Origin of the sequence: Bacillus cereus group sp. BceL220, assembly GCF_051776965.1 — a bacterium.
Classification (GTDB): Bacteria; Bacillota; Bacilli; order Bacillales; family Bacillaceae_G; genus Bacillus_A; species Bacillus_A cereus.
The window spans coordinates 157,670-181,139 of the sequence record NZ_JBPWBC010000001.1 but is presented as its reverse complement, the minus strand read 5'-3'; the positions used below and the strand labels follow the sequence as shown (position 1 = coordinate 181,139).

Sequence of the window (23,470 nt, the reverse complement as noted above, 5' to 3'; positions counted from 1 at the left end):
CTATGCCAGAAGGAAAAATTATAAAAGCTTTAAGTGGGTTTTATTACGTGCAGCATGAAGAAGGGGTTACGCAATGTCGTGGGCGAGGTGTATTTAGAAAAAATAAAATTACACCACTTGTAGGAGACCAAGTTGTTTTTCAGGCAGATAATCCAACTGAAGGTTATGTGCTTGAAGTGTTTGATCGAAAAAATGAACTTGTTAGACCTCCTATTGCTAATGTCGATCAAGCGATCCTTGTGTTCTCTGCAGTAGAACCAGATTTTAATCCTGGACTGTTAGATCGATTTTTAGTGCTGATTGAATATCATAACATTAAGCCAATTATTTGTATTAGCAAGATGGATTTAGTAGATGAAAAGATGAAAGCAACTGTTGAAGCTTATGCGAATGATTATCGTGAGATGGGTTATGATGTTTTATTTACTTCTATTAATACGTCAGAAAGTATTGATATATTAAAACCATACTTAGAAAATTGTGTTTCTGTTGTTGCGGGTCAATCTGGTGTTGGGAAATCTTCAATGCTTAATGTGCTACGTCCAGAATTAGAGCTGAAAACAAATGATATTTCCTCCCATTTAGGACGCGGGAAGCATACGACAAGACACGTAGAATTAATTGCAATTGGGAGTGGACTAGTAGCAGATACACCGGGTTTTAGTTCACTAGATTTCATTGATATAGAAGTAGAAGATCTTACATATTGTTTTCCAGAGTTGAAAGAAGCGAGCCAATACTGTAAATTTAGAGGGTGTACACATCTTTCTGAACCGAAATGTGCTGTGAAAGCTGCGGTTGAAGAAGGGAAGATTACAGAATATCGCTATAAGAACTATAAACAATTCGTAGAAGAAATTAGAGAGAGAAAGCCGAGGTATTAGTTATGATTAAAATTGCACCATCGATTTTATCAGCAGATTTTTCAAAATTAGGGGAAGAGATTAAAGATGTAGAAAAGGGCGGAGCGGATTACATTCACGTTGACGTAATGGATGGACATTTCGTACCAAATATTACGATTGGACCATTAATTGTAGAAGCTATCCGTCCAATTACATCATTACCATTAGATGTACATTTAATGATTGAAAATCCTGATAACTATATCCCGACTTTCGCACAAGCGGGAGCGGATATTATTACTGTTCACGTAGAGGCGTGTCCACATCTGCATCGTACAATTCAGTTAATTAAATCTCACGGTATTAAAGCGGGCGTTGTATTAAATCCACATACGCCAGTTTCAGTGATTGAGCATGTATTAGAAGATATAGATATGGTATTACTTATGACAGTAAACCCTGGATTTGGTGGACAGAAGTTTATCCATTCTGTATTACCGAAAATTAAACAAGTTGCAGACATGGTGAAAGAGCGCAATCTAGAAGTAGAAATTGAAGTTGATGGTGGTGTAAATGCTGAAACAGCAAGACTTTGTGTGGAAGCAGGAGCAAATGTACTTGTAGCTGGATCAGCAGTATACAATCAAAAAGACCGCGGTGAAGCAATTCGCGTAATTCGTGGGTAGTGATGAACTTTTATCCTAGTAAGGTATTCATAGGATAGGGTAAAAATATGTAAAAAGGCAATCTACCGAATGGCAGATTGCCTTTTTACAATGGAAGGGGAAAAAAATGATTATTCATATTTTGGCAGGAGGACCTTCGGAATATTGCGCAGATTTTGCTCGATATGAGAATAAGGAAGTAGTGTGGGCTGCGGTTGATAGGGGAGTATACCGTCTATTAAAGAAAGGGATTACCCCGGCTGTTGCGTTTGGAGATTACGATTCAGTTACTGAAGAAGAATTAGTATGGATGGGACAGCAAACGAACGAATTACATATTGTTCCGCGGGAAAAAGATCAAACGGATTTAGAAATTGCAATCAACTGGGCATTAGGACAGAAGCCGGCACTAATTCGTATTTTTGGTGCTACCGGTGGAAGACTTGATCACGGTTTGGCAAATATACAAATGCTTTTAAAAGGGTTAGAAGTAGAGATAGAAATGTGTATTGTGGACAATAAAAATGAAATAACAGTTAAAAAAGTGGGTACACATATAATTGAAGAAAATAAAAATTTTCCTTATGTATCTTTTGTACCAGTTACTGAAATAGTGGAAGGGATTACATTGTTTGGTTTTAAGTACCCTCTTACTAATAAAACAATAGAGTGGGGATCAACACTTTGTATTAGTAACGAACTCGTTGAGGAAAAAGGTACTTTTTCATTTACTTCTGGCATATTAATGTTGATAAGAAGCACTGATTGAAGAAACAATTTTGCTCCTTACATCATATAGTGACCAAGTGGAGTAATGGGGATTAGGAGGGAAACCATGAGATTTTATACAATTAAGTTACCTAAATTTCTTGGTGGAATTGTTCGTGCAATGTTAAATACCTTCAAAAAAGATTAAAAAAAGCACCTATCACCGGTGCTTTTTCCATTGTTATAGTAAAAAAAGAGCCTATCGGCTCTTTTTTTTATTATTAAACACGTTCGATTTTGCCAGATTTTAATGCTCTAGCAGAAACGTAAACACGTTGAACTTTTCCGTCGATGCGTACGCGAACTTTTTGAAGGTTAGCGCCCCACTTACGTTTTGTAGCGTTCATTGCGTGAGAACGAGAGTTACCAGAACGAGCTTTTCTTCCAGTAATAGCACAAACACGAGCCATTTATATTTCCCTCCCTTGATACCTTACCATACGTAATTTTTCAATGTTAGTCTTTTATGCGATGCTAAAAACACTACTATAATTTAACACAACTAAAAAGAGAATGCAACACCGTAGAAAAAAGAAATCAAGAAAATTTACTTGACACTATATGTCAATGAAGAAAAGTTAAAATCCATAAAAATTGCTTGACATATTATAGTGGTACATGTTGTATAATAACAATGGACTATTTTGCTCATCATAAAAAAGTGTAATTTAAAACATAAAATATGAGAGTGAAAAGAAAGAACGATGGAATTTTCTTTAAAAAGATTATATGATAGTAACTAAAGTAGTCTAGCTCACTTTCACCATTTATGAAGGGGGAAACGAGATGTCAATTGAAATTAAAACGAAGTACGGTCAAATTGATATTAGTACAGATGTAATTGCAACAATTGCTGGAGGTGCCGCGGTAGATTGCTACGGTATCGTAGGTATGGCATCAAAAAATCAGTTAAAAGATGGATTAACAGACATTTTACGAAAAGAAAACTTCACTAGAGGTGTTATTGTTCGTAAAGATGAAGATGAAGTACATATTGATATGTATATTATTGTGAGCTATGGTACGAAAATTTCAGAAGTGGCACATAATGTGCAGACGAAAGTGAAATATACATTAGATCAAACTGTAGGACTAGCAGTAGATTCTGTAAACATCTACGTACAAGGAGTTAAAGTAATAAACTTGTAATGTGCATTAAGGAGGAAAATCTGTGTCAATTCAAAAAATTGATGGAAAACGTTTATCACAAATGATCATGCAAGGAGCGAATAATTTAACAAATAATGTTCAGCTTGTTGATGCATTAAACGTATTTCCAGTTCCAGATGGCGATACCGGTACAAACATGAACTTATCTATGACTTCAGGTGCGCGTGAAGTGAAAGCAAATCCTTCACAGCATGCTGGTAAAGTCGGCGTAAGTTTAGCCAAAGGATTATTAATGGGAGCTCGTGGTAACTCTGGAGTTATTCTATCTCAGTTGTTCCGTGGTTTCTCTAAATCCATTGAACAAAAAGAAGAATTAACAACAGTTGATTTTGCTGCAGCACTAGAAGCTGGAGTAGAGGCGGCTTATAAAGCGGTTATGAAACCGATTGAAGGAACGATTTTAACGGTTGCAAGAGAAACGGGTAAATATGCAGTAACAGTTGCGAAAAAACAGCGCGACTTTGTTTTGTTTATGGAAGACGTTGTAAAAGAAGCAAACGCATCGTTAAATCGTACGCCAGATTTATTACCTGTATTAAAACAAGTTGGCGTTGTAGATAGCGGTGGTAAAGGTCTTGTAGTGGTATACGAAGGATTTTTAGCTGACTTAAAAGGAGAAACGATTTCTTCTGATGCACCGACGCAAACATCTATGAATGAGATGGTACGCGCAGAACATCACCGTAGTGTACAAAGCCAATTGAGTACAGAAGATATTAAGTATGGATATTGTACGGAGTTCATGGTGAAATTAGAGGCTGAAAAGGTGAAAGAGCATAATTTCTCTGAACAAAAATTCCGTGAAGATATTAGTGTATATGGTGATTCTCTACTAGTTGTGTCTGATGATGAAATTGTAAAAGTTCATATCCACGCAGAACATCCTGGAGACGCTATGAACTACGGGCAAAAATACGGTAGTTTAATTAAGATTAAAGTAGAAAATATGCGTGAACAGCATACTGCTTTATTAGATGAACCTGCTATGGTTCCTGAACAACCAGCTCAATCGAAAGAAAAACAACCATATGGTATCGTAACTGTGGCAATGGGGTCTGGTATTAAAACTTTATTTGAGAGCATCGGCGCAACGAAAGTTATCGAAGGTGGTCAAACGATGAATCCAAGTACGGAGGATATCGTGAAGGCAATTGAAGAAGCAAATGCTGAAAAAATCATTATTTTACCGAATAACGGAAATATTGTAATGGCAGCAGAACAAGCAGCATCAGTTGTAGATCAAGAAGTTATTGTTGTTCGTTCGAAAACAGTTCCTCAAGGTATGGCAGCAATGTTAGCATTTAACCCAGTTGGAACGTTAGAAGAGAATGAAGAAAACATGCAAGAAGCTTTATCTCATGTGAAAACAGGTCAAATTACGTATGCTGTACGTGATACGGAAATTGATGGTGTAGCAATTCAAAAAGATGACTTCATGTGTATTGCAGATGGAAAAATTGTATCTACAAATGCTGAAAAAGTAGGAGCTGCGAAGCAATTACTAGAAGCGCTTATTGATGAAGATTCTGAAATCGTAACGATTCTACAAGGTGAAGATGCAACTGACGAAGAAGTAGCGGAGTTAGTTGAATTTGTAGAAGAGAAATTTGAAGATGCAGAAGTAGAAGTGCATGCTGGAAACCAACCAGTGTATTCTTTCATCTTCTCTGTAGAATAAGATAAGATTCGTTTTGAAAATAAATGGATTACTTACTTGCTAATGGATAAGAAGTAGTAATATGAAGTTTATTACTAGTTTTTATTCAAAAGGCTAGCATATTGAAGAGAGAAAAGAGCCTTGCTGCTAATAGTGAGGCTCTTTTTTACTTGTTTTATATAAGGGATTTGAGTAGTTTCTCTTAGAATGCCTATGATAGAATATATAAGGTGAAAGAGAGCGATTACAGATGCTAATTGGTACTCAAATAAAATGCAATAAAGAAAATAATGTGACGGGGTGTGAGAATCTTGAATGATGTTGTACAAGTTCCTGTTACGGATGTAAAGGGGATCGGAGGAGAAACATCTGAGTTACTACATGAGATGGGGATTTATACAGTTTCTCATCTATTAGAACATTTTCCGTACCGTTATGAAGATTATGCGATGAAAGATCTTGCTGAAGTAAAGCATGATGAACGTGTAACGGTTGAAGGGAAGGTTCATAGTGCTCCTTTGCTGCAATATTATGGTAAGAAGAAATCGCGTCTAACAGTTCGTGTTCTCGTCGGTCGTTATTTAATTACGGCGGTATGTTTTAATAGGCCTTACTATAAGCAAAAATTAACGTTAGATGAAACGGTAACGATTACTGGTAAATGGGATCAACATCGTCAAACAATTGCTGTATCAGAACTTCATTTTGGGCCAGTTGTACGTCAACAAGAAGTGGAGCCAGTTTACTCAGTAAAGGGGAAACTTACAGTAAAACAGATGCGTCGTTTTATTGCTCAAGCGTTAAAGGAATATGGAGATTCTATAGTCGAAGTGTTACCGGATGGTTTGTTAGGCCGGTATAAATTATTACCAAGATATGAAGCACTTAAGGCTTTGCATTTTCCGGTAGGACAGGAGGATTTAAAGCAAGCGCGTCGCCGTTTTGTATATGAGGAATTTTTCTTATTTCAGCTGAAAATGCAAACACTGAGGAAAATGGAGAGGGAAAATTCAAAAGGGACGAAGAAAGAGATTCCGTCAGTAGAATTACAAGAATTTATCGATGCACTGCCGTTCCCATTAACTGGTGCGCAGCGCCGAGTTGTAGATGAAATTTTAAAAGATATGACATCTCCTTATCGGATGAACCGACTATTACAAGGTGACGTTGGTTCTGGGAAAACAGTTGTTGCTGCGATTGGCCTTTATGCATCGAAATTAGCTCATTATCAAGGTGCTTTAATGGTTCCTACAGAAATTTTAGCTGAGCAACATTATCAGTCGCTTGCTGAAACGTTTTCGCATTTTGGTATGAAGGTGGAACTGCTAACAAGTTCTGTTAAAGGTGCAAGACGCCGAGAAATTTTAGCGAAGTTAGAACAAGGAGAAATAGATATTCTTGTTGGAACGCACGCTTTAATTCAAGATGAAGTTATATTTCATAGGTTGGGTCTCGTTATTACAGATGAACAGCATCGATTTGGTGTAGCGCAGCGCCGAGTTTTACGGGAGAAAGGTGAAAATCCAGATGTATTATTTATGACAGCGACACCAATTCCGCGTACGCTTGCAATTACTGCATTTGGAGAGATGGATGTTTCGATAATCGATGAGATGCCAGCAGGTAGAAAGGTGATTGAAACATACTGGGCAAAACATGATATGTTAGATCGCGTCCTCGGTTTTGTTGAGAAGGAAATAAAAAAAGGAAGACAGGCATACGTTATTTGTCCTCTAATTGAAGAATCTGAGAAACTTGATGTGCAAAATGCTATCGACTTACATAGTATGCTGACGCATCATTACCAAGGGAAATGCCAAGTTGGATTGATGCATGGGAGATTATCGTCTCAGGAAAAAGAAGAGATAATGGGCCAGTTTAGTGAAAATAAAGTGCAAATTCTTGTATCGACAACGGTTGTTGAGGTGGGTGTGAACGTACCGAATGCGACTGTGATGGTTATTTATGATGCAGAACGTTTCGGTTTATCGCAGCTTCATCAGCTTAGAGGGCGTGTCGGGCGTGGTAGTGAACAATCATATTGTTTATTAATAGCAGACCCTAAATCAGAAACAGGAAAAGAAAGAATGCGCATAATGACTGAAACAAATGATGGATTTGTATTGTCAGAAAAAGATTTAGAATTACGAGGTCCTGGAGATTTCTTTGGGAGTAAGCAAAGTGGCTTACCAGAATTTAAGGTTGCTGACATGGTACACGATTATCGAGCGTTAGAAACAGCAAGGCAAGATGCGGCGATACTAGTAGATTCAGAAGCATTTTGGCACAATGATCAGTACGCTGCCTTGCGTACGTATCTTGATGGGACAGGTGTGTTCCAAGGAGAGAAGCTCGATTAAAGGGAGTCAACAAAAATTTTTGTTGCATTCTACTTTTAATGATTATATACTACTGTTAGTACCTAGTCATAAAAATGGATGGTGCGGTATGAAGAAAAGAAGAAGTAAAAAAGAAAGACAAGAATTATTACAACAAACAATCGAATCAAATCCTTTTATTACGGATGAAGATTTAGCGGAAAAATTTCAAGTGAGTATACAAACAGTACGACTGGATCGTATGGAATTGTCTATTCCTGAATTAAGAGAGAGAATTAAACATGTAGCTACAAAGCAACATGAAGAAGATGTGAAATCTTTACCGTTAGAAGAGGTTGTCGGAGAAATTATTGATATTGAATTAGATAGACATGCAATCTCTATCTTTGAAGTAAAGGTAGAACATGTATTTAAAAGAAATCAAATTGCCCGTGGGCATCATCTGTTTGCGCAAGCAAACTCACTAGCTGTTGCGGTTATTGATGAAGAATTAGCTTTAACTGCAAAGTCTACCATTCGATACATTCGCCCTGTAAAATTAGGAGAGCGTGTTGTTGCAAAAGCGCGCGTTGAAGACGTAGAGAATGATAAGGGACGGACGGTTGTCAAAGTGCGTAGCTTCGTTGGAGAAGAACTTGTTTTTACAGGCACTTTTGAAATGTATCGATCTAGTAATTATAGTGAGGAAGGTAACAACTTATGAAAATCGCAATAGATGCAATGGGCGGAGATCACGCTCCAAAGGCTGTAGTATTAGGGGCAATGAAAGCTATTAAGGAATATTCTGATCTACATATTACGTTAGTAGGGAAAGAAGAGGAAATTCGTCAATACTTAACGAGTGATGAACGAATTACTATTCTTCATACAGACGAAAAAATAGAATCGACGGAGGAACCAGTAAGAGCGGTTCGTCGAAAAAAACAAGCTTCAATGGTACTTGCGGCACAGCAAGTAAAGGATGGAGAAGCAAACGCTTGTATATCCGCAGGTAGTACAGGAGCTTTAATGGCAGCTGGATTATTTGTTGTCGGTCGTATGGAAGGAATTGAGCGACCAGCTTTATCGCCTACAATGCCAACTGTAGATGGAAAAGGTTTTGTTATGTTAGATGTTGGAGCAAATGTTGATGCAAAACCAATTCATTTATATCAATATGCAGTAATGGGATCTGTTTATGCTGAGAAGGTAAGAGGAATTGAAAATCCTCGTGTTGGACTATTAAACGTTGGAACAGAGGATGGAAAAGGAAACGAGCTTTCAAAGCAAGTATTTGCAATGCTTAAGGATGCGCCAATTAATTTCGTTGGGAACGTTGAATCAAGAGATTTATTGCAAGGTGTAGCAGATGTTGTTGTATGTGATGGTTTTACAGGGAATGTAGCGTTGAAATCATTAGAGGGAACAGCACTTGCGCTATTCTCTATGTTGAAAGAACAATTAATGAGTTCATTTACGAGCAAATTAGCAGCGGCGGTATTAAAGCCAAAACTTATGGTATTAAAAGATAAAATGGATTATTCGGAGTATGGAGGAGCTGCATTATTTGGATTGAAAGCACCTGTCATTAAGGCTCACGGTTCTTCTAATGACCAGTCGATATTTAGTGCGATTCGTCAAACGAGAGAAATGGTAGCGAAAGAAGTAATTCCTACGATTTCAAGCGTAATGGAGAAAGAGTCACTCCAATAAGAGGAGGATTTGAAATGGGAAAAATAGCATTTCTTTTTCCGGGCCAAGGTTCACAGGCAGTTGGAATGGGTAAACAATTAGCAGAGAATAATAAAGAGGTTGCAAAAGTGTTTGCAAAAGCAGATGAGGTGTTGGAAGATTCACTTTCAGAAGTGATTTTTGAAGGACCGCAGGAAAAGCTTACATTAACAACAAATGCTCAGCCTGCATTATTAACAACGAGTTTTGCTATTTTGACAGCTTTGAAAGAGTATGACATTACACCTGACTTTGTCGCTGGTCATAGTTTAGGTGAATATAGCGCTCTTGTAGCAGCTGGTGCATTAACTTTTGAAGATGCGGTATATGCTGTAAGGAAACGCGGGGAATATATGGAAGAAGCTGTTCCGGGCGGGGATGGTGCAATGGCAGCTATATTAGGTGCTGACCCACATATGCTGAAACAAGTTACAGAAGAAGTAACAAGTGAAGGATATGCAGTGCAAATCGCTAATATGAATAGTACGAAGCAAATTGTAATTTCTGGAACGAAGCAAGGCGTAGAGCTTGCTTCTCAAAGAGCGAAAGAAAATGGTGCAAAGAGAGCAATTCCACTAAAAGTAAGTGGGCCATTCCATTCTTCACTTATGAAGCCGGCAGCTGAGAAGTTCCAAAGTGTTTTAAATGAAATTACAATTCATGATACGAATATTCCTGTTATTGCAAATGTTACGGCGGATGTTATTACACGTGGTGCCGACATTCAAGAAAAGTTAATCGAACAGCTTTATTCGCCTGTATTATGGTACCCGTCTATTGAATGTATGGTGAAGCAGGGAGTAGATACATTTATTGAAATTGGACCTGGAAAAGTACTTGCTGGACTTATGAAGTCAATTGATTCATCAGTGAAAGCATATGCGATATATGATGAAGAGACATTAAAAGATACCATTTCAAATTTGAGAGGAGAAAACTGATGTTAAAAGGGAAGGTAGCATTAGTAACTGGCGCTTCACGTGGAATTGGTCGCGCGATTGCGATCGATTTAGCGAAACAAGGGGCAAATGTAGTAGTAAATTATGCGGGTAATGAACAAAAAGCAAATGAAGTAGTAGATGAAATTAAGAAATTAGGTTCTGATGCAATTGCGGTAAAAGCAGATGTTGCAAATGCTGATGATGTTACAAATATGGTGAAACAAACAGTAGATACATTTGGACAAGTTGATATTCTTGTAAATAATGCTGGTGTAACAAAAGATAATTTATTAATGCGTATGAAAGAAGAAGAATGGAATACAGTTATTAATACAAACTTAAAAGGTGTATTCTTATGTACAAAAGCAGTATCTCGTTATATGATGCGTCAACGTCATGGTAGAATTATAAATATCGCTTCTGTTGTGGGTGTTATAGGAAACCCAGGGCAAGCTAATTATGTTGCTGCTAAAGCGGGTGTTATTGGATTAACAAAAACATCTGCAAAAGAGTTAGCAAGTCGAAATATTACTGTGAATGCAATTGCGCCAGGCTTTATTGCGACTGATATGACTGATGTACTAGATGAGAATATTAAAGCCGAAATGTTAAAAGTTATTCCAGCTGCTCAATTTGGTGAAGCGCAAGATATCGCGAATGCTGTAACGTTTTTTGCTTCTGATCAAAGCAAATATGTTACAGGTCAAACGTTAAATGTTGATGGCGGTATGGTAATGTAATAAAAGAATCGATTTCACCTAGTTTTTTTGGTCAATATTTAATATAATATTTGAGGGGAGGTGAATGGAATGGCAGATGTTTTAGAGCGCGTAACAAAAATCATCGTTGATCGTTTAGGAGTAGAAGAGACTGAGGTAGTACCAGCTGCAAGCTTCAAGGAAGATTTAGGAGCAGACTCCCTAGATGTAGTAGAACTTGTAATGCAATTAGAAGATGAATTCGAAATGGAAATTTCTGATGAAGATGCTGAAAAGATTGCTACTGTTGGCGATGCTGTGACTTACATAGAGAGTCATCTATAATGCTTAAGTGAAGTCCCGTTTTTTAGCGGGGCTTTCTGGCTTATATCTGGAGGGACCTATGCCGTACCGAAAATATAGAGAAAAAAAATACGAAACAAAATATCGTGAAGCATTTAAAGTGTTTCAAGAAAAGATAGGTATTACGTTTACAGATGAAAAATTATTGATTCAAGCATTTACGCATTCATCGTATGTGAATGAGCATCGAAAAAAACCGCATGAAGATAATGAGCGTCTTGAATTTCTTGGAGATGCAGTATTGGAACTTACTGTATCGCAGTATCTGTTTCAAAAATATCCGACAATGAGCGAAGGAGAGTTAACAAAACTACGTGCAGCTATTGTATGTGAGCCATCTCTTGTTCGTTTTGCGAACGAATTGTCATTTGGTAGCCTTGTTTTATTAGGAAAAGGTGAAGAAATGACAGGTGGACGTGAACGACCAGCTTTATTAGCGGATGTCTTTGAAGCGTTTATTGGTGCCCTTTATCTTGATCAAGGGTTAGAAACAGTTTGGGAATTCTTAAAAGAAATTGTATATCCGAAAATTAATGAGGGTGCTTTTTCTCATGTGATGGATTATAAGAGTCAGTTACAAGAATTGATTCAGCGTGATGGTAGTGGCAATGTTGAGTATCAAATTTTGCAAGAAAAAGGACCAGCTCACAATCGAGAATTTGTGTCACGTGTTACGTTAAATAACGTAGCTTTAGGTCTTGGTAGTGGTAAGTCGAAAAAAGAAGCAGAGCAACAAGCTGCTGCAGAAGCATTGAAAAAATTAAAAGAACAACTATAAGGAATCCCCCTTTGAATGAGGGGGATTCCTTGTGCATAGAATGAAACTTTCTTTTTGTTTGTAAATAAAAAGAAGGTAAATCCGTATAATAGCTTGTTTTTGTATAGAAAACATTTGTAACGACGGAGAATAGGAGGAAGGCCTTTCGTGTTTTTAAAAAGATTAGAAATAGCAGGGTTTAAGTCTTTTGCTGAGCGTGTATCTGTTGATTTTGTCCCGGGTGTAACTTCTGTAGTAGGACCTAATGGAAGCGGGAAAAGTAATATTACTGATGCAATTCGCTGGGTACTTGGTGAACAATCTGCAAAATCATTACGTGGTGCAAAGATGGAGGATATTATTTTTGCAGGCAGTGATACAAGGAGAGCGGTTAATGTTGCTGAAGTAACAATAACTTTAAATAATGAAGATCAACGTTTACCAATTGAATACAATGAGGTGTGTGTAACACGTCGTGTATCTCGTTCAGGTGAAAGTGATTTTTATATTAATAAACAATCATGTAGATTGAAAGATATTATTGATTTATTTATGGACTCTGGTATGGGAAGAGAAGCTTTTTCAATTATTAGCCAGGGGAAAGTGGAAGAGATTTTAAGTAGTAAGTCAGAAGAGCGTCGAGGTGTGTTTGAAGAAGCGGCAGGCGTACTAAAATACAAACTTCGCAAAAAGAAAGCTGAAGGAAAATTAGAAGAAACACAAGAAAACTTAAATCGTGTACAAGATATAATTCATGAATTAAGTAGTCAAGTAGAACCTTTAGAAAGACAAGCTTCTATTGCGAAAGATTATCTTGAGAATAAAGAAGAATTAGAGAAAGTAGAAGCTGCGCTTATTGTCCATGAAATTGAAGAATTGCATGAGAAATGGGAAGCACTTCGAAATCAGTTTGGGCATAATAAAAACGAAGAAGCTAAAATGTCAACGAATTTACAAAAAAGTGAAGAAGAACTTGAGGAATTACGTGGACAATTACAAGCGGTAGATGAGTCTGTAGACTCGTTGCAAGAGGTACTTCTTCTTTCTAGTAAAGAGCTAGAAAAACTAGAAGGGCAGCGCGAGTTGTTAAAAGAGAGAAAGCAAAATGCTACGACGCATTGTGCGCAACTTGAGCAGTTAATTGTTGAATTAACAGAGAAAGCTAAAATTTACGATGGTGAGATTGAGTCAAGTACAGAAGCTTTAATGCAATTTGTGAATGAAGTAAAAGAGTTGGAGCAAAAATTGCATGATAATGAGCAATTGCTTGCTACTTTTGCTGACAATTTAGAGGAACAGATTGAGAATTTAAAAGGTGACTATATTGAACTTTTAAATCAACAAGCTAGTCATCGCAATGAATTATCTATGATTGAAGAACAATCTAAACAGCAAACGTCTAAAAACGAGCGTCTAGATGAAGAGAATGCGAAATATGTAGAAATGCGTATGGAAATTACAGCGAAAAAGACGAAACTTGTAGAAAGTTACGAACAAGCGAAAGAAAAAGTAGCTGGCATTCTCTCAAACATACAGAAGACAGAGGCGGCACTTGGGAAATGTAAGACGCAGTATAGTGAAAATGAAACAAAACTATACCAAGCATACCAATTTGTGCAACAGGCACGTTCTCGAAAAGAAATGCTTGAAGAGATGCAAGAAGATTATTCTGGCTTCTATCAAGGTGTACGTGAAGTATTGAAAGCTAGAGAAAATAGGTTGCAAGGTATCGAGGGTGCTGTTGCCGAACTGTTAACGGTTCCGAAAGAATACGAAGTTGCAATGGAAATCGCTCTAGGTGCAGCGATGCAGCATATTGTTGTACAAACAGAGGAGCATGCTCGTAATGCGATTGCATTTTTAAAGCAAAATAAACATGGACGTGCAACGTTTTTACCGCAAGCTGTTATTAAAAGCAGATCGTTATCATTTGAGCAATTACGCATTGCAAATCAACACCCATCGTTTGTAGGTGTGGCGGCAGAACTTGTGCAGTACAACAATAAATATGAAAATGTAGTTTCAAATTTATTAGGTACTGTTATTGTTGCGAAAGATTTACGCGGAGCAAATGAGTTGGCGAAACAACTGCAATACCGTTATCGCATTGTAACAATCGAAGGTGACGTAGTGAATCCTGGCGGTTCTATGACTGGTGGGGCGGTAAAACAAGCGAAATCTTCTTTATTAGGACGCCAACGTGAACTGGAAGAGTGGACTCGTAAGTTAACCGATATGGAAGAAAAAACAACGAAGTTAGAAAACTTTGTTAAAGCAGTAAAACAAGAGATTCAAGAAAAAGAAGTGAAAATACGCGAACTAAGGCAAACTGTAGAAGTGGATCGTGTAGAAGAGCAGAAATTAAGAGAAGAGATTAATCGTTTAGAATTAGAAGAACATCGTATTAATGACCGCTTGTCTATTTATGATTTAGAGATTGAAGGGTTTTTACAAGATCGAGTAAAAATGCAAGGGCGTAAAGAGGAGTTAGAAGGGATTTTAGCGAATCTTCAAGCTGATATCACTGAGTTAGATAGTAAAATTGTAGCTTTAACAAAACAAAAAAGTGAGCAACATTCTTCGAAAGAAAAAGTTCAAAAAGAAATGACTGAATTAAAAGTGCTGGCAGCTGAAAAGCAACAACGCTTATCTAATCAAAAAGAAAAAATTGAACGATTGACGAAGGAAAAAGAAGAAACGGATGCGACACTTGTAAAAACGAAAGAGGATTTAGCATTCTTAAAACAAGAAATGACATCTAATTCAAGTGGTGAAGAGCAAATTACGAATATGATTGAGAAGAAAGCGTATGATCGTAATCAAACTTCAGAATTAATTCGCTCTCGTCGTGAACAACGTGTATCGTTGCAAGAGAGAGTAGAACATTTAGAACGCAATTTGAAAGAAACGACAGGTAAACATAAATATATTCTTGAAATGTTGAAAGATCAAGAAGTGAGAATAAACCGACTTGATGTAGAGTTGGAAAATAGATTACAACATTTACGTGAAACATATACGATTTCATTTGAAGCGGCGAAACTAAAATATACAATGACAATGCCTGCAGAAGATGCGCGTAAGAAAGTAAAATTAATCAAATTATCCATAGAAGAGTTAGGTACAGTGAACCTAGGGGCAATTGATGAATATGAACGTGTAGCGGAGCGTCATACATTCTTACTAGAGCAGAGAGACGATCTAGAAGAAGCGAAAACGACATTGCACCAGCTTATTACCGAAATGGATGAAGAAATGAAAAAACGCTTTTCTACTACGTTTGAAGGCATTAGAATGGAATTTCAATCGGTATTCTCTGAATTATTTGGAGGCGGTAGAGCGGATTTAGTAATGACTAATCCAGAGGATTTACTAAATACGGGTATTGATATTGTAGCACAACCGCCAGGGAAGAAATTGCAGAACTTAGGTTTACTTTCAGGTGGAGAGCGTGCTTTAACGGCAATTGCGCTTTTATTTGGTATTTTAAAAGTGCGCCCAGTACCGTTCTGTGTACTAGATGAGGTAGAGGCCGCCCTTGATGAAGCGAATGTAGCTCGTTTTGCACAGTATTTAAAGAAATTTAGTGATGAGACGCAGTTTATTGTAATTACACATAGAAAAGGTACAATGGAAGAGTCTGATGTGTTGTACGGTGTAACAATGCAAGAATCAGGGGTATCTAAACTTGTTTCGGTTCGTTTAGATGCTGGAGAAGAACTTATTGCAAGTGAATAGGAAGGATGGGAAAGTATGAGTTTTTTTAAAAAACTAAAAGAAAAAATTTCAAAACAAACGGATACAGTTACAGAGAAATTTAAACACGGATTAGAAAAAACTAGAAATTCATTTGCGGATAAAGTGAATGATTTAGTGTATCGTTACCGTAAAGTGGACGAAGATTTCTTCGAAGAGTTAGAAGAAATCTTAATTGGTGCAGACGTTGGCGTTGCGACGGTAATGGAATTAATTGATCAATTGAAAGAAGAAGTACAACGTCGTAACATTCAAGATCCAAAAGAAGTACAAGCTGTTATTTCAGAAAAACTAGTGGGAATTTACAAAGGTGACAGCGATTTTAGTAACGAAATTAATATGCAAGAGGACCAATTAACGGTTGTTTTATTTGTTGGTGTTAACGGTGTAGGAAAAACGACAACAATTGGTAAACTGGCGCATAAGTTTAAATCAGAAGGTAAGTCAGTCCTATTGGCAGCAGGAGACACATTCCGTGCTGGGGCGATTGAACAATTAGAAGTATGGGGCGATCGTGTTGGTGTAGAAGTGATTAAACAAGGATCTGGATCTGATCCAGCGGCGGTTATGTATGACGCTGTACAAGCTGCGAAAGCACGTAAGGTAGATGTATTACTATGTGACACAGCAGGACGCTTGCAAAATAAAGTAAACTTAATGAAAGAGTTAGAGAAGGTGAAGCGTGTAATTGAGCGTGAAGTACCAGGTGCTCCTCATGAAGTATTGCTTGTTATTGATGCAACAACAGGACAAAACGGTTTAAGCCAAGCGAAAACATTCCGGGAGGCAACGAATGTAACTGGTATTGTTTTAACGAAGTTAGATGGAACTGCTAAAGGTGGTATTGTATTAGCGATTCGTAACGAAATGGATGTACCGGTGAAGTTTGTTGGATTAGGAGAGCAAATGGATGATTTGCAGCAGTTTGATCCAGAACAATATGTGTATGGTTTATTTGCGAACTTAGTAGAAACAGAAGAAGTATAAGCGAAAGAAGCGGTATTTCCGCTTCTTTTTCTATAAAAATATATGATGTTAAGAAAAAAACTTGACACTCTTTTGGACTCCATGTAAACTAATTCATGTAAAGGGAAATCACTTAACAAAGGATGATCCAACATGCTCGAAAAAACAACGAGAATGAACTATTTATTTGATTTTTATCAATCGTTGTTAACGCAAAAACAAAGAAGTTATATGTCGCTTTATTATCTAGATGATTTATCTCTTGGTGAAATTGCGGAAGAATTTGATGTAAGTCGCCAAGCCGTGTATGATAACATTAAACGGACTGAAGCGATGCTTGAAGAATATGAAGAAAAATTAGTATTACTTCAAAAGTTTCAAGAGCGACAGCGACTTGTTGCAAAGCTAAAACAGCTAATCAGCGAAGAAGAGCATGTGAATGAAGAAATGAAACAAGTTGTTGAAGCTATCGAAAAATTAGATTAGGAGGGCGGCAATATGGCATTTGAAGGATTAGCCGACCGACTTCAACAGACAATGCAAAAAATCCGCGGCAAAGGAAAAGTTTCTGAAGCCGATGTGAAAGAAATGATGAGAGAAGTTCGTCTAGCTCTTTTAGAAGCAGATGTTAACTTTAAAGTAGTAAAAGATTTTGTGAAGCGTGTGTCTGAACGTGCTGTCGGACAAGATGTAATGAAAAGTTTGACACCTGGACAACAAGTAATTAAAGTTGTACAGGAAGAACTTACAGAACTTATGGGCGGAGAGCAAAGCAAAATTGCTGTTGCTAATAAGCCACCGACTGTTATTATGATGGTTGGTCTGCAAGGTGCGGGTAAAACAACGACGACAGGTAAGCTTGCGAATTTGCTTCGTAAAAAGCATAATCGTAAACCGATGCTTGTTGCAGCTGATATTTACCGTCCAGCAGCAATTAAACAGCTTGAAACATTAGGGAAGCAATTGGACATGCCTGTATTTTCTTTAGGAGATCAAGTAAGTCCTGTTGAAATTGCGAAACAAGCGATTGCAAAAGCAAAAGAAGATCATCATGATTATGTTTTAATCGATACAGCGGGTCGCCTGCATATTGATGAAGAACTAATGGATGAATTAGCGAAAGTTAAAGAAGTTGCGAAACCGGATGAAATTTTCCTTGTTGTCGATGCGATGACGGGACAAGACGCGGTAAATGTTGCACAAAGTTTCCATGAACAGTTAGGTTTAACAGGTGTTGTATTAACGAAATTAGATGGTGATACGCGCGGTGGTGCTGCATTATCTATTAAAGCTGTAACAAACACACCGATTAAATTTGCTGGTATGGGTGAAAAACTAGATGCAATTGAAGCGTTCCATCCAGAGCGTATGGCATCCCGTATTTTAGGGATGGGCGATGTCTTAACATTGATTGAAAAAGCGCAAGCTACAGTTGATGAAGAGAAAGCAAAAGAACTTGAGCAAAAAATGCGTACGCTTTCGTTTACGCTTGACGATTTCCTAGAACAACTTGGACAAGTGCGTCAACTTGGGCCGCTTGATGAATTGTTAGGAATGCTTCCTGGTGCAAATAAAATTAAAGGGCTGAAAAATGCGCAAGTTGATGAAAAACAAATTGGGCATATTGAGGCAATTATTCGTTCTATGACTAAATTAGAACGAGAACAACCGGAAATAATCAATGCTAGTCGCAAAAAGCGCATTGCCAAAGGTAGCGGTACAACTGTACAAGAAATCAATCGTCTAATCAAACAATTCGATGACATGAAAAAAATGATGAAGACGATGACTGGAATGCAAAAAGGCAAGAAAAAAGGACTAGGTGGATTGAAGTTTCCATTCATGTAAGGAAAAAAAGATGGCTCTGTTAAGAAAAAATACTTTACAAAGCAATAGTCTTTTTGCTAATATAATTATCTGTGTGAAATAAATTCGGAGGTGCTTTATAAATGGCAGTTAAAATTCGTTTAAAACGTATGGGAGCTAAAAAAACTCCTTTCTATCGTGTAGTTGTTGCAGATTCTCGTTCTCCTCGTGACGGACGTTTCATTGAGGAAATCGGAACTTACAATCCAGTTGCTCAACCAGCTGAAGTTAAGATCAACGAAGAAGCAGCATTAAAATGGTTAGGAAATGGTGCTAAACCATCTGATACAGTTCGTAACTTATTCTCTAACCAAGGTATCATGGAGAAATTCCACTTATCTAAACAAGGTAAGTAATTGAGGCAATGACTATGAAGAAGTTAGTCGAGACGATTGTCAAGCCTCTTGTCGATCATCCTGAAGATGTAAAAGTTACACAGGAACTTTACAACGGAGAGATAAAGTATCGATTAACTGTACATCCTGAGGATGTTGGAAAAGTCATTGGAAAGCAAGGGAGAGTTGCGAAAGCGATTCGAATGCTCTTGTATTCAGTGGGACATCATAATGATGAAAAAGTAACACTGGAAATTCAATAAACGTAAAAAGGGCGAGGAGTTATTCCTCTCCCTTTTTTAACATTTAAATAGAGATTGCATGTTCCATCTATGAAATGGAGATGCTTAATTTATATAGAAACCAGGGGTGACATACTATTTATGACAAAATGGTTTAACGTAGGGAAAATTGTAAATACTCATGGCGTAAGAGGAGAAATCCGTGTTATTTCTCGTACTGATTTTCCAGAAGAGCGATATAAAGTAGGAAACACACTATACATATCGAATGAGAAAGACACAGACTACCTTCCGGTGAAGGTAACTTCTCATCGCCAACATAAGACATTCGATTTATTAACATTTGAAGGATATAACAATGTAGATGAAGTAGAGAAGTTTAAAGGTTCTTTAATAAAAGTACCAGAAGAGCAGTTAGGCGAACTTGCTGAAGGTGAATACTACTATCACGAAATTATTGGTTGCAGCGTTGTAACGGAAGAAGGAGAAGCGCTAGGGACAATCAAAGAAATTCTCTCTCCTGGTGCAAATGATGTTTGGGTGATTAAACGTCCGAAGGGTCAAGATCTTTTAATTCCTTATATTGATGACGTTGTACTTCAAGTTAATATTGAAAATAAATTAGTAACCATTCATGTAATGGAAGGGTTGCTATAATGAAAATTGATATTTTAACGTTGTTCCCAGACATGTTTACCGGTGTATTTGGATCTTCTATATTAAAGAAGGCGCAAGAAAAAGAAGCGGTAAACCTTCGTGTTGTTAACTTTCGTGATTATACAACAAGTAAGCATAATAGCGTAGACGATTATCCTTACGGCGGAGGAGCTGGTATGGTGCTTACTCCTCAGCCTATTTTTGATGCTGTAGAAGATTTGACGAAAGAGACAGAGCGTAAGCCGAGAGTTGTCTTAATGTGTCCGCAGGGCGAAAGATTTACGCAGAAGAAAGCGGAAGAGCTTGCAGAGGAAGAACATTTGATCTTTGTATGTGGGCATTATGAAGGGTATGACGAACGAATTCGTGAGCATCTCGTAACGGATGAGATTTCTATTGGTGACTATGTATTAACGGGCGGAGAATTAGCTTCTATGGTTATTACTGATAGTGTTGTACGTCTCTTGCCAGGCGTGCTAGGAAATCATGCTTCACAAGTGGAGGATTCGTTTAGTACAGGTTTATTAGAGCATCCTCATTATACACGTCCGGCTGATTTTCGTGGTATGAAGGTACCGGATGTATTAATGTCAGGGAATCATAAAAATATTGACGAATGGCGACATAAGGAATCTTTGCGCCGTACGTATACGCGTAGACCTGATTTGTTAGATGATAGAGATCTATCTAAACAAGAGAAAAAATGGCTTGAGGAAATAAAGCGAGAGCAGTAATAACTTCATATATTTGCTATTGCAACAGGCCTAGTAATATGCTATTATAACATTTGTGCTACTGAAATCAGTAGCCGTATTAACGATGTTCCGCTGTAATTTATTAAGACTTTATAAGAGCATCTGTTTAAAGGAGAGAATTTAATATGCAACAATTAATCGCAGAAATTACAAAAGGCCAATTAAAAACTGACCTTCCTTCATTCCGTCCTGGTGACACTTTACGTGTACACGTAAAAGTTGTTGAGGGAACTCGTGAAAGAATTCAGCTTTTCGAAGGTGTTGTAATTAAACGTCGTGGTGGCGGAATTAGTGAAACATTCACAGTTCGTAAGATTTCTTACGGTGTAGGTGTTGAGCGTACATTCCCAGTTCACACGCCAAGAATCGCGAAAATCGAAGTACTTCGCCGTGGTAAAGTACGTCGTGCTAAGTTATACTACTTACGTAACCTTCGCGGTAAAAAAGCACGTATTAAAGAAATTCGATAAGACATGTATGGGAGCTTGTAAATGCACAAGCTCCCTTTTTCCAATCTATATGAAATTTTGGTATAATACGAACAGCTTACATAACCGTGGAGGGGAAATGCATGAAAAAAGAGAAGAGTTCACTTTGGGAATGGATTAAAGCAATTTTGATTGCTGTTGTATTAGCTGGTGTTATTAGACAGTTTTTCTTTGCTCCAATTCTCGTAGACGGGGTATCGATGGCACCTACTTTACATGATCGTGATCGAATGATTGTGAATAAAATTGGTTATCACATTGGAGATCCAAAACGCTTTGATATTATCGTATTTCGAGCAACAGAAGATAAAGATTACATTAAGCGCATTATAGGCCTGCCAGGCGATGAAATAGAGTATCGTAATGATAAACTGTATGTTAACGGAAAGGCTTATGAGGAGCCGTATTTAGACAAGCAGAAAAAGCAAATTGCTGACGGACCGCTTACATATGATTTTAATCTTGAAGAAATGACAGGCAAGAAAACTGTTCCAAAAGATCAATTATTTGTTTTAGGTGATAATCGTCGTTTTAGTAAAGATAGCCGTTCAATCGGTACGATTTCAAAGGATCAAGTAATTGGTAAAGCCAATATGTTATATTGGCCGTTAGAAGACGCACGTATTGTGAAATAAATGAAAAAGAAGGTGGCAACATGGTAATTCAATGGTTTCCAGGGCATATGGCGAAGGCTAGACGCCAAGTAACGGAGAAATTAAAATTAATTGATGTTGTAATTGAGCTTGTAGATGCTCGATTACCATTATCATCTCGAAACCCAATGATTGATGAAATCATTACACATAAGCCGAGGCTTGTTGTTTTAAATAAAGCGGATATGGCAGATGATCGTTTAACAAAACAATGGATCGCATATTTTAAAGAAAAAGGCCATATGGCAATTTCGATTAATGCGCAAGCTGGACAAGGTATGAAAGAAATTGCAGCAGCTTGTAAAGTGCTTGTTAAAGAAAAATTTGATAAAATGGTTGCAAAAGGTATTAGACCGAGAGCGATTCGCGCATTAATTGTAGGTATACCAAATGTTGGTAAATCTACATTAATTAATAAATTGGCAAAGAAAAATATTGCTAAAACAGGAGATCGTCCAGGTGTGACAACAGCTCAACAATGGATTAAAGTTGGGAAGGAAATGGAATTGTTAGATACGCCAGGTATTCTGTGGCCTAAATTTGAAGATCAATTAGTGGGTCTTCGCTTAGCGACGACGGGTGCAATTAAAGATTCAATTTTAAATTTACAAGATGTAGCTGTTTACGCATTACGTTTTATGGAGAAACATTATCCAGAACGCTTGAAAGAACGCTACAATTTAAATGAGATTCCAGAAGATATTGTGGAATTATTCGATGCAATTGGAAAAAATAGAGGCTGCTTAATGGGCGGCGGAATGATTGATTATGATAAGACATCTGAGCTTGTACTTCGTGAGCTTCGTGGTGGCAAACTTGGAAAAATGACGTTTGAGACACCGGAAGAGTTTGCAGAGCAAGTAGAAGATGTGGAAAAAATAGAAGAAGTATAAGACGTGCGTTTGTGCGTCTTTTCTTTTTGGATACGTTTAAAAAGGAGCTTGTATAAATGCAAACAATGACGATAAAAGAAGCGGAAAATGTATTGAAAGAAATTATGAATGAAGAAGATGATCGCTTTCAACTGTTAATGAAAGATGAGCGAAAAGGCGTTCAAAAGCTCGTTTTGAAGTGGTATAAACAAAAAGAGTTAGAACAGAAAGAAAAAGAGAAGTTTTTTGAAATGTCCAAGTATGAAAATGCTTTGCGTGAAAAAGGGGTCACATATATCGCAGGTATTGATGAAGTAGGGCGCGGGCCATTGGCTGGGCCTGTTGTGACGGCAGCTGTCGTTCTTCCTGAGGATTTTTATATTCCAGGGTTAAATGACTCAAAAAAGCTGAGTGAAGCGAAACGTGAGCGTTTTTATAATGAAATAAAAGTACAAGCGATTGCAATTGGAGTTGGAATTGTATCACCGCAAGTTATTGATGAAATTAATATTTACCAAGCAACGAAACAAGCGATGTTAGATGCTGTTGCAAATTTATCTTATACACCCCAACATTTATTAATTGATGCGATGAAGCTTCCCACACCAATTCCGCAAACTTCAATTATTAAAGGTGATGCGAAAAGTGTTTCGATTTCAGCTGCATCCATTATCGCAAAAGTAACGAGAGATCGTATGATGAAAGAACTGGGAGAGAAGTATCCTGAATACGGATTTGAGCAACATATGGGATATGGCACAAAGCAACATTTAGAGGCAATTGAAGTGCATGGAGTATTAGAGGAACACCGAAAGTCATTCGCGCCAATTAAAGATATGATTCAAAAATAAGCTGTAAATATACAGCTTATTTTTTATTTTGGCATATAAACATTACTATTTCCGAAAAAGAATAAAGCGATTTCAGTTTTCTGACACTTTATTGTAGACAGCGTGCCAATCATCTT

The 23,470-nt window shown here is 37.4% G+C and carries 26 protein-coding genes; 25 read left to right on the top strand and 1 reads right to left on the bottom strand.

All coding sequences use genetic code 11. The features are described from left to right. The first annotated feature begins 2 nt into the window (after nucleotides 1-2). The 4 genes from rsgA (at nucleotide 3) to spoVM (ending at nucleotide 2,426) form a co-directional block, all read left to right on the top strand. A complete protein-coding gene (gene rsgA / locus ACS2FK_RS00890) occupies nucleotides 3-884 on the top strand; it encodes a ribosome small subunit-dependent GTPase A (RefSeq protein WP_001113932.1) in 882 nt (293 codons plus the stop codon). A 2-nt stretch (nucleotides 885-886) separates the two neighbouring features. Next, nucleotides 887-1,531: a ribulose-phosphate 3-epimerase gene (rpe, locus tag ACS2FK_RS00885; RefSeq protein WP_000589974.1), complete on the top strand. Its 645-nt coding sequence runs from the start codon at nucleotides 887-889 to the stop codon at nucleotides 1,529-1,531. 106 nt (nucleotides 1,532-1,637) lie between these two features. Continuing rightward, nucleotides 1,638-2,279, top strand: coding sequence for a thiamine diphosphokinase (locus ACS2FK_RS00880; RefSeq protein WP_063548491.1), 642 nt, complete (start codon nucleotides 1,638-1,640; stop codon nucleotides 2,277-2,279). 66 nt (nucleotides 2,280-2,345) lie between these two features. Continuing rightward, nucleotides 2,346-2,426, top strand: coding sequence for a stage V sporulation protein SpoVM (spoVM, locus tag ACS2FK_RS00875; protein WP_001213599.1), 81 nt, complete (start codon nucleotides 2,346-2,348; stop codon nucleotides 2,424-2,426). Nucleotides 2,427-2,499: 73 nt separating this feature from the next. Here the strand turns inward: spoVM and rpmB are convergent, their stop codons facing one another. Next, nucleotides 2,500-2,688: a 50S ribosomal protein L28 gene (rpmB, locus tag ACS2FK_RS00870; RefSeq protein ID WP_000124776.1), complete on the bottom strand. Its 189-nt coding sequence runs from the start codon at nucleotides 2,686-2,688 to the stop codon at nucleotides 2,500-2,502. 376 nt (nucleotides 2,689-3,064) lie between these two features. Between rpmB and ACS2FK_RS00865 the strand changes: the two genes are divergently transcribed. From ACS2FK_RS00865 to ACS2FK_RS00765, 21 genes are all read left to right on the top strand, one after another. After that, the gene (locus ACS2FK_RS00865) at nucleotides 3,065-3,427 is read left to right on the top strand and encodes an Asp23/Gls24 family envelope stress response protein (protein ID WP_000021109.1); all 363 of its coding nucleotides are present in this window, start codon (nucleotides 3,065-3,067) and stop codon (nucleotides 3,425-3,427) included. Between the two features lie 22 nt (nucleotides 3,428-3,449). Further along, nucleotides 3,450-5,126 carry a DAK2 domain-containing protein gene (locus ACS2FK_RS00860; protein WP_000027131.1) on the top strand — a complete coding sequence of 559 codons (1,677 nt, stop codon included), beginning with the start codon at nucleotides 3,450-3,452 and terminating at the stop codon, nucleotides 5,124-5,126. A 290-nt stretch (nucleotides 5,127-5,416) separates the two neighbouring features. Continuing rightward, a complete protein-coding gene (gene recG, locus ACS2FK_RS00855) occupies nucleotides 5,417-7,465 on the top strand; it encodes an ATP-dependent DNA helicase RecG (protein WP_063548489.1) in 2,049 nt (682 codons plus the stop codon). Between the two features lie 88 nt (nucleotides 7,466-7,553). Further along, nucleotides 7,554-8,147 carry a transcription factor FapR gene (gene fapR / locus ACS2FK_RS00850; protein WP_000747349.1) on the top strand — a complete coding sequence of 198 codons (594 nt, stop codon included), beginning with the start codon at nucleotides 7,554-7,556 and terminating at the stop codon, nucleotides 8,145-8,147. Continuing rightward, a complete protein-coding gene (plsX, locus tag ACS2FK_RS00845) occupies nucleotides 8,144-9,136 on the top strand; it encodes a phosphate acyltransferase PlsX (RefSeq protein WP_063548487.1) in 993 nt (330 codons plus the stop codon). The genes fapR and plsX overlap by 4 nt, the downstream gene beginning before the upstream one ends. Before the next feature lie 14 nt (nucleotides 9,137-9,150). Continuing rightward, the gene (gene fabD, locus ACS2FK_RS00840) at nucleotides 9,151-10,095 is read left to right on the top strand and encodes an ACP S-malonyltransferase (protein ID WP_063548485.1); all 945 of its coding nucleotides are present in this window, start codon (nucleotides 9,151-9,153) and stop codon (nucleotides 10,093-10,095) included. Beyond that, nucleotides 10,095-10,835 (top strand): 3-oxoacyl-[acyl-carrier-protein] reductase, encoded by a 741-nt coding sequence (gene fabG, locus ACS2FK_RS00835; protein WP_063548483.1) that lies wholly within the window; start codon nucleotides 10,095-10,097, stop codon nucleotides 10,833-10,835. The genes fabD and fabG overlap by 1 nt, the downstream gene beginning before the upstream one ends. 69 nt (nucleotides 10,836-10,904) lie before the next feature. Further along, on the top strand, nucleotides 10,905-11,138 hold the full coding sequence (gene acpP / locus ACS2FK_RS00830) for an acyl carrier protein (protein WP_000786062.1): 234 nt from the start codon (nucleotides 10,905-10,907) through the stop codon (nucleotides 11,136-11,138). Between the two features lie 58 nt (nucleotides 11,139-11,196). Further along, a complete protein-coding gene (rncS, locus tag ACS2FK_RS00825; RefSeq protein ID WP_001146875.1) occupies nucleotides 11,197-11,934 on the top strand; it encodes a ribonuclease III in 738 nt (245 codons plus the stop codon). Nucleotides 11,935-12,081: 147 nt separating this feature from the next. Next, nucleotides 12,082-15,651: a chromosome segregation protein SMC gene (gene smc, locus ACS2FK_RS00820; protein ID WP_063548481.1), complete on the top strand. Its 3,570-nt coding sequence runs from the start codon at nucleotides 12,082-12,084 to the stop codon at nucleotides 15,649-15,651. 15 nt (nucleotides 15,652-15,666) lie between these two features. Beyond that, nucleotides 15,667-16,656 carry a signal recognition particle-docking protein FtsY gene (gene ftsY, locus ACS2FK_RS00815; protein WP_000007642.1) on the top strand — a complete coding sequence of 330 codons (990 nt, stop codon included), beginning with the start codon at nucleotides 15,667-15,669 and terminating at the stop codon, nucleotides 16,654-16,656. A 132-nt stretch (nucleotides 16,657-16,788) separates the two neighbouring features. Beyond that, nucleotides 16,789-17,121, top strand: a complete 333-nt coding sequence (locus ACS2FK_RS00810; RefSeq protein ID WP_000891062.1) for a putative DNA-binding protein — start codon at nucleotides 16,789-16,791, stop codon at nucleotides 17,119-17,121. Nucleotides 17,122-17,133: 12 nt separating this feature from the next. Beyond that, nucleotides 17,134-18,483 carry a signal recognition particle protein gene (ffh, locus tag ACS2FK_RS00805; protein WP_000863460.1) on the top strand — a complete coding sequence of 450 codons (1,350 nt, stop codon included), beginning with the start codon at nucleotides 17,134-17,136 and terminating at the stop codon, nucleotides 18,481-18,483. Between the two features lie 101 nt (nucleotides 18,484-18,584). Then, nucleotides 18,585-18,857: a 30S ribosomal protein S16 gene (gene rpsP / locus ACS2FK_RS00800; protein ID WP_000268750.1), complete on the top strand. Its 273-nt coding sequence runs from the start codon at nucleotides 18,585-18,587 to the stop codon at nucleotides 18,855-18,857. A 14-nt stretch (nucleotides 18,858-18,871) separates the two neighbouring features. After that, complete coding sequence (locus ACS2FK_RS00795) at nucleotides 18,872-19,099, top strand: KH domain-containing protein (protein WP_000737399.1); 228 nt, start codon at nucleotides 18,872-18,874, stop codon at nucleotides 19,097-19,099. 120 nt (nucleotides 19,100-19,219) lie between these two features. Continuing rightward, nucleotides 19,220-19,735 (top strand): ribosome maturation factor RimM, encoded by a 516-nt coding sequence (gene rimM / locus ACS2FK_RS00790; RefSeq protein ID WP_000170272.1) that lies wholly within the window; start codon nucleotides 19,220-19,222, stop codon nucleotides 19,733-19,735. Continuing rightward, entirely contained in the window at nucleotides 19,735-20,469 is a 735-nt protein-coding gene (gene trmD, locus ACS2FK_RS00785; RefSeq protein ID WP_000686899.1) for a tRNA (guanosine(37)-N1)-methyltransferase TrmD, read from the top strand. Before rimM ends, trmD begins: the two co-directional genes overlap by 1 nt. A gap of 146 nt (nucleotides 20,470-20,615) precedes the next feature. Next, nucleotides 20,616-20,960: a 50S ribosomal protein L19 gene (gene rplS / locus ACS2FK_RS00780; protein ID WP_001186516.1), complete on the top strand. Its 345-nt coding sequence runs from the start codon at nucleotides 20,616-20,618 to the stop codon at nucleotides 20,958-20,960. A gap of 101 nt (nucleotides 20,961-21,061) precedes the next feature. Continuing rightward, nucleotides 21,062-21,613, top strand: coding sequence for a signal peptidase I (gene lepB / locus ACS2FK_RS00775; RefSeq protein WP_000711852.1), 552 nt, complete (start codon nucleotides 21,062-21,064; stop codon nucleotides 21,611-21,613). 20 nt (nucleotides 21,614-21,633) lie between these two features. Next, nucleotides 21,634-22,524, top strand: coding sequence for a ribosome biogenesis GTPase YlqF (gene ylqF / locus ACS2FK_RS00770; RefSeq protein WP_000236702.1), 891 nt, complete (start codon nucleotides 21,634-21,636; stop codon nucleotides 22,522-22,524). Nucleotides 22,525-22,580: 56 nt separating this feature from the next. Beyond that, nucleotides 22,581-23,354: a ribonuclease HII gene (locus tag ACS2FK_RS00765; protein ID WP_063548479.1), complete on the top strand. Its 774-nt coding sequence runs from the start codon at nucleotides 22,581-22,583 to the stop codon at nucleotides 23,352-23,354. Nucleotides 23,355-23,470 lie beyond the last annotated feature (116 nt).